This window comes from Xanthovirga aplysinae, from assembly GCF_009711365.1.
GTDB lineage: Bacteria > Bacteroidota > Bacteroidia > Cytophagales > Cyclobacteriaceae > Xanthovirga > Xanthovirga aplysinae.
In genome coordinates, this window is sequence record NZ_SMMB01000921.1 from 1 (window position 1) to 5,491 (window position 5,491).

The 5,491-nt window shown below is 37.0% G+C and carries 3 protein-coding genes and 1 pseudogene; 3 read left to right on the top strand and 1 reads right to left on the bottom strand.

Going from position 1 to position 5,491, the window contains the following annotated elements:
- The coding region (locus E1171_RS08160) for an ATP-binding protein (protein WP_155205518.1) at positions 1-1,546 on the top strand (1,546 nt) is incomplete at its 5' end.
- 67 nt (positions 1,547-1,613) lie between these two features.
- Here the strand turns inward: E1171_RS08160 and lpdA are convergent.
- Positions 1,614-3,008, bottom strand: coding sequence for a dihydrolipoyl dehydrogenase (gene lpdA, locus E1171_RS08165; protein ID WP_155205519.1), 1,395 nt, complete (start codon positions 3,006-3,008; stop codon positions 1,614-1,616).
- A gap of 507 nt (positions 3,009-3,515) precedes the next feature.
- Between lpdA and fabG the strand changes: the two genes are divergently transcribed.
- The gene (fabG, locus tag E1171_RS08170; protein WP_155205520.1) at positions 3,516-4,262 is read left to right on the top strand and encodes a 3-oxoacyl-[acyl-carrier-protein] reductase; all 747 of its coding nucleotides are present in this window, start codon (positions 3,516-3,518) and stop codon (positions 4,260-4,262) included.
- A 154-nt stretch (positions 4,263-4,416) separates the two neighbouring features.
- Positions 4,417-5,491, top strand: a pseudogene (locus E1171_RS08175) (VWA domain-containing protein); the annotation flags it as partial.

Below are 5,491 nucleotides of genomic sequence, written 5' to 3' on the forward strand. Positions count from 1 at the left end.
ACTACCCTTTTTAAATCCGGAGGCTCAAATAGCCTATAGCAATGAGGAGCTCCATGAGGTTTTCTTACAAACTTCTCATGCTGTATATGAAAAACTGGAAAAAACCATTGGAAATAAAGAAGCTAAATTGGTCTATGAGGAAAGTTATGGACGTTTGGCAAAAGCATTTAGGGTATTGGACAGCTTTTCTGTTATCCCCAAACTTATTCCTGATCCCATCCTTGACCCTGATAAAATTAGTCTCTTGGGAAGGAGACAGGTGGAAAAGCTATTAAAAGAAAAAATTATAAGTTTAAAGGAGCATAACAGAGAAATTTATAGAAAAAACAGGCAGTTGGAGAAGGTCCGAAAGGAACTTCTCCATGCTAAACAAAAGGCAGAAGAGTCCTCTAGGTTTAAGGAACGGTTCTTATTAAATATGAGTCACGAAATTAGGACCCCATTAAATGCGATAATTTCAATAAATGAACTTCTTTGGCGAAAGTCTGACCCAAATTCGGAGGAGGCAAATTTATTAAATGGGATTAAGTCGGCTTCTGAAAAACTTTTAACACTCATTAACCATCTCCTAGACCTTTCAAAAATAGAAGCTGGCAAAATGGATTTTGAAAAGGTAAGCTTTCAATTGAATGATCTGGTCAAGGGAATTGCAGAAATTTATGCAGTGGAGGCGAAAAAAAAAGGAGTGGGATTTCATGTTGAAATAGGAAAACAAGTTCCTAATGTTCTACAAGGAGATCCTTTTCGAATTAACCAGATATTAATGAATTTCATTAGTAATGCCCTCAAGTTTACCAAAGAGGGCTCAATTTATTTGCAAATTGAGAAAGCCCAAAATATCCTGGAAGGGGGGGATTGGATAAGCTTTAAAGTTAAGGATACTGGAATAGGAATTCCCGCAGAAAAATTAGAGCATATATTTGATAGTTTTACTCAAGTGGCCAGTAGTACCACCAGAGAGTTTGGGGGAACGGGTCTGGGATTGGCTATCTCCAAACAATTGGTTGAATTGCAAAATGGTAGATTAATAGTGGAAAGTGTCCCGGATAAAGGTTCCGTTTTTGGGTTTTCTTTGCCCTTTAAATTAGACCCAGAAAAAGAGCAGGTAATTAAAAGCAAAGAAATTCAAAAAGAAACGATCCATAATTTCCGATTACTAGTGGCGGAGGATGATCCCCTCAATCAAATGATTGTTCAAAAACTTCTTTGTGAACACTTTGATGCGGAACAATTGGAAATGGTGGTGAATGGGAAACAAGTAATAGAAATGTTAGAAATTCGGGATTTTGACATTATTATTATGGACCTTGAAATGCCTCAAATGAATGGTTTGGAAACCTGTCAATATATTAGAAAACATTTTTCTCCACCAAAATCCGGAATACCCATTTTAGGGTTGACAGCTCATCGGTTACAAGAAAAAAAGGAGTTATGCTTGAAAGCTGGTATGAATGATTGTATTGGCAAGCCTATAATTTCCAAAATATTAAGGCAAAAAATTGATTTTCTGATCCTTCAAAGCAGACAAATATCCGGAAATAATTGAAATATATGCAAAAGAAAGGCATCTGTTAGGATGCCTTTCTTTTTACTTTTTCAATAAATCAGCCCATTTATAAATGAATAACTTCATCATAAGCCGCCGCCGCCGCTTCCATCACTGCCTCTGACATTGTAGGGTGTGGGTGAATAGATTTAATGATCTCATGACCGGTAGTTTCTAGTTTTCTTGCAGCAACTACCTCAGCAATCATTTCAGTAACATTTGCACCAATCATGTGAGCTCCTAACCACTCCCCGTATTTGGCGTCAAAAATCACTTTTACAAAACCATCTTTTGCACCTGCAGCACTAGCTTTTCCTGAAGCAGAGAATGGGAATTTCCCAACTTTAATATCATACCCTGCTTCTTTTGCTTGTGCTTCGGTGTAACCCACAGAAGCAATTTCAGGGCTACAGTAAGTACATCCAGGAATATTATTATAGTCAATAGGTTCAGGGTTTAGGCCTGCAATCTTCTCCACGCAAGTAATTCCTTCTGCGGAGGCTACGTGAGCCAGAGCTGGTCCATGAACAATATCACCAATGGCATATACTCCTGGAATATTAGTTTTGTAATAATCATCCACTAACACTTTTCCTTTGTCATGAGCCACACCAACATCTTCCAGGCCAATACCTTCTAAATTGGTAGAAATGCCAACAGCAGAAAGCACTACATCAGCCTTTAATTGTTCTTCTCCTTTATTGGTTTTTACGGTCACCACACAACCTTCACCTTTGGTATCCACATGGGTTACTTCAGAATTGGTCATGACCTTAATTTTAGCTTTTTTGAATGATTTAGTTAATGCTTTCGAAACTTCCTCATCCTCTACCGGTACAATTCGCGGCATATACTCCACTACGGTCACTTCTGTACCAATTGCATTATAGAAATAGGCAAACTCTACACCAATAGCACCTGAACCAACTACTACCATAGATTTTGGCTGTTTTTCCATCACCATAGCCTTACGGTAACCGATGATTTTCTCGTTATCGATTGGTAAGTTAGGTAGTTCTCTAGAGCGTCCTCCAGTGGCTAAGATGATATGATCTGCTTTATAATCAGTGGTAGCTCCAGATTCATCAGTAACTTCTACCATTTGTTTATCCTTGAGCTTTCCAAAGCCTTGAATATGGTCTATTTTATTTTTTTTGAAAAGGAACTGAATTCCTTTGCTCATTCCTTCAGCTACCCCGCGGCTTCTTTTCACCATTGAACCAAAGTCAACTTCGGCACCTTTTACATTAATACCATAATCTTGGGCATGATTGATATATTCGAATACATTAGCACTCTTTAATAATGCTTTGGTAGGAATACAGCCCCAGTTTAGACAGATACCTCCTAAGGATTCTCTTTCCACAACACCTACTTTCATACCTAGTTGTGAGGCACGGATAGCAGCAACATACCCTCCAGGGCCACTACCTATTACTATGACATCATATTTTTCTGGCATATCAAATTGAAATTTAAAATGTATCCAACTGAAAACAACGCAAAGTTAAACGATTTGACTTAGGAAAAAAATCAGGATTTTATAAAGTGTTTTCTACTTTTCCTGAAGAGTTTATGTATGCCAAAACGCTTAGGTTCTGAATTTTTTGATCCTGCTTAAGGCTTCTAAATTGTTTCCGAACTTGAGGGTAGGGGTTATCAAATAATTAATGAATCAATTTAGATTTTATTAAATAATAAAGAGCAAATTTGAAAATATGCTTAAAATGTTTAATTATTGTTTCCTGAAAATTTTAAATAGGAAAGAAATTGCAAAAAAGGACCTTCTTTAAAACTGCAATAGAAAGATTACATAGATAGACGAAACGAAGGATAATTTAACCTTTAGCTCAAAAGCTTATCTATTTAAAATAGATAATACCTTCAACATTAAATTTTAATTGGAATGAATAATTACGAGTTGATACTGTAATCAGTCGTAATGCGATCTAATAATTAAGAATAACCTATGAAACAACTAGAAGGAAAAATAGCCCTGGTTACGGGTGCTTCGAAAGGAATTGGAAAAGCGGTTGCGAGGCGATTTGCTGAAGAAGGAGCAAATGTGGCCTTCACATACCTTTCCAGCGTGGAAAAGGCACAGGTTCTAGAAGAGGAACTAAAAAAGGCAGGTGTAAATGCCAAAGGATATCGTTCTGATGCTTCAGATTTTAAATCTGCCGAGGAATTAATTGCTAATGTGGTTAAGGATTTTGGAGGATTGGATATTCTGGTAAATAATGCGGGGATCACTAAAGATAATCTCTTAATGAGAATGTCGGAGGAAATGTGGGATGATGTGATTAAAACCAATTTAAAATCAGCATTTAATACTGTGAAAGCAGTTACAAGAACCTTTATGAAGCAAAGAGCAGGTTCTATTATCAATATGACTTCTGTGGTAGGAATCAAGGGAAATGCAGGGCAGGCCAACTACTCGGCTTCTAAGGCAGGTATGATTGGTTTCACAAAGTCAGTTGCTCTGGAATTGGGTTCCAGAAACATTCGTGCAAATGCTATTGCACCAGGTTTCATAGAAACCGAAATGACGGAAGTTTTGGATGAAAAAGTGGTTCAGAGTTGGCGTGATGCGATCCCTCTAAAAAGAGGCGGGCAGCCCGAGGATGTAGCTAATGCTTGCATATTCCTGGCTTCAGATATGTCGGCATATGTAACAGGGCAGGTCATTCAGGTTGATGGCGGTATGCTAACCTAAAAAAGATGCTCAGAATATAGGTTATTGAGGATTCAGGGCCCGTTTTTGGATAAATTGTTGTATATTTAATTTGCTCTTAATTATTGAAAATATAGAACAATTTCCTGAAGCATACTCCTGAATCCATTTATTGATATGCAATAGTAGCATTCTGATGCAGAAAATTCAGTTTTTATTTGATTACTCCCCTTGGTTTATTCTTTTAGGCCTGCTCTTGGGCTTAATTTATGCAGCTGTCTTATACAAGAAGGAGGGGCCTTGGGGGCCAAAATGGGAAAAGCTATTATTCACTCTTCGGTTTGTAGCGGTAAGTGCGATTACATTTCTTTTATTAGGACCTTATCTTAAACAAATCCAAAATAAAATAGAATCTCCTTCTTTTGTTATTTTATTGGATAATTCTTCCTCTCTTTCTCAACTTTACGATAGTGCCTTTCTAACACAGACTATAGAAGAAATATCGGCCATAGGGCAAGATCTCGAAGAAAAAGATTTTGAAGTAGTCTATCAAACCCTTACGTCCAATCAAAACATTAAGGAATTAAGAAATGTTGACTTTCGGTATCCTGCATCAAACCTGGATAAATCCATAAAGAACATTCAGAATGATTTTGAAGGGCGTAATTTGGCTGGGGTCTTGTTAGTTTCCGATGGGATTTACAACCAAGGAATTTCTCCAGCCTTTCGAAATTATAATTTTCCAATTTATACCTTGGCTCTTGGGGATACTATCCCTAAAAAAGATATAAACCTCCAAACCCTCTATTATAATAAGGTGGCCTATGAAGGGAATAGGTTTTCCTTACGGGCGGAAGTCAGTAACAATGGTTTTGAAAAACAGCAAGTAATTGTTTCGGTCAAAAAGGATGGAAAAGTAATTACTTCTAAAAAGCATCAGTTTGACCAACAAACCGATGTTTCTATGGTAGACTTTCTATTGGATGCAAAGGAAGAAGGGATGCAACATTTTGTGGTTGAAGTGAGCCCATTGGAAGGAGAGTTTTCCGAAGTCAATAATCAAAAAGATGCATTTATAGATATAATAGAAGGAAAAGAAAAAATATTGTTTGTAGCTAAGGCTCCTCACCCCGATATAAAAGCGATTAGGAGTGCTATTGAAACTAAATCTAATTATGAGTTCTACCTTTTTATTCCGGGGATTTCAAATTTGGAAGATGAAAAATATGATTTAATGATTTTTCATGGTGTTTTTGATCTTAAAAATCCCC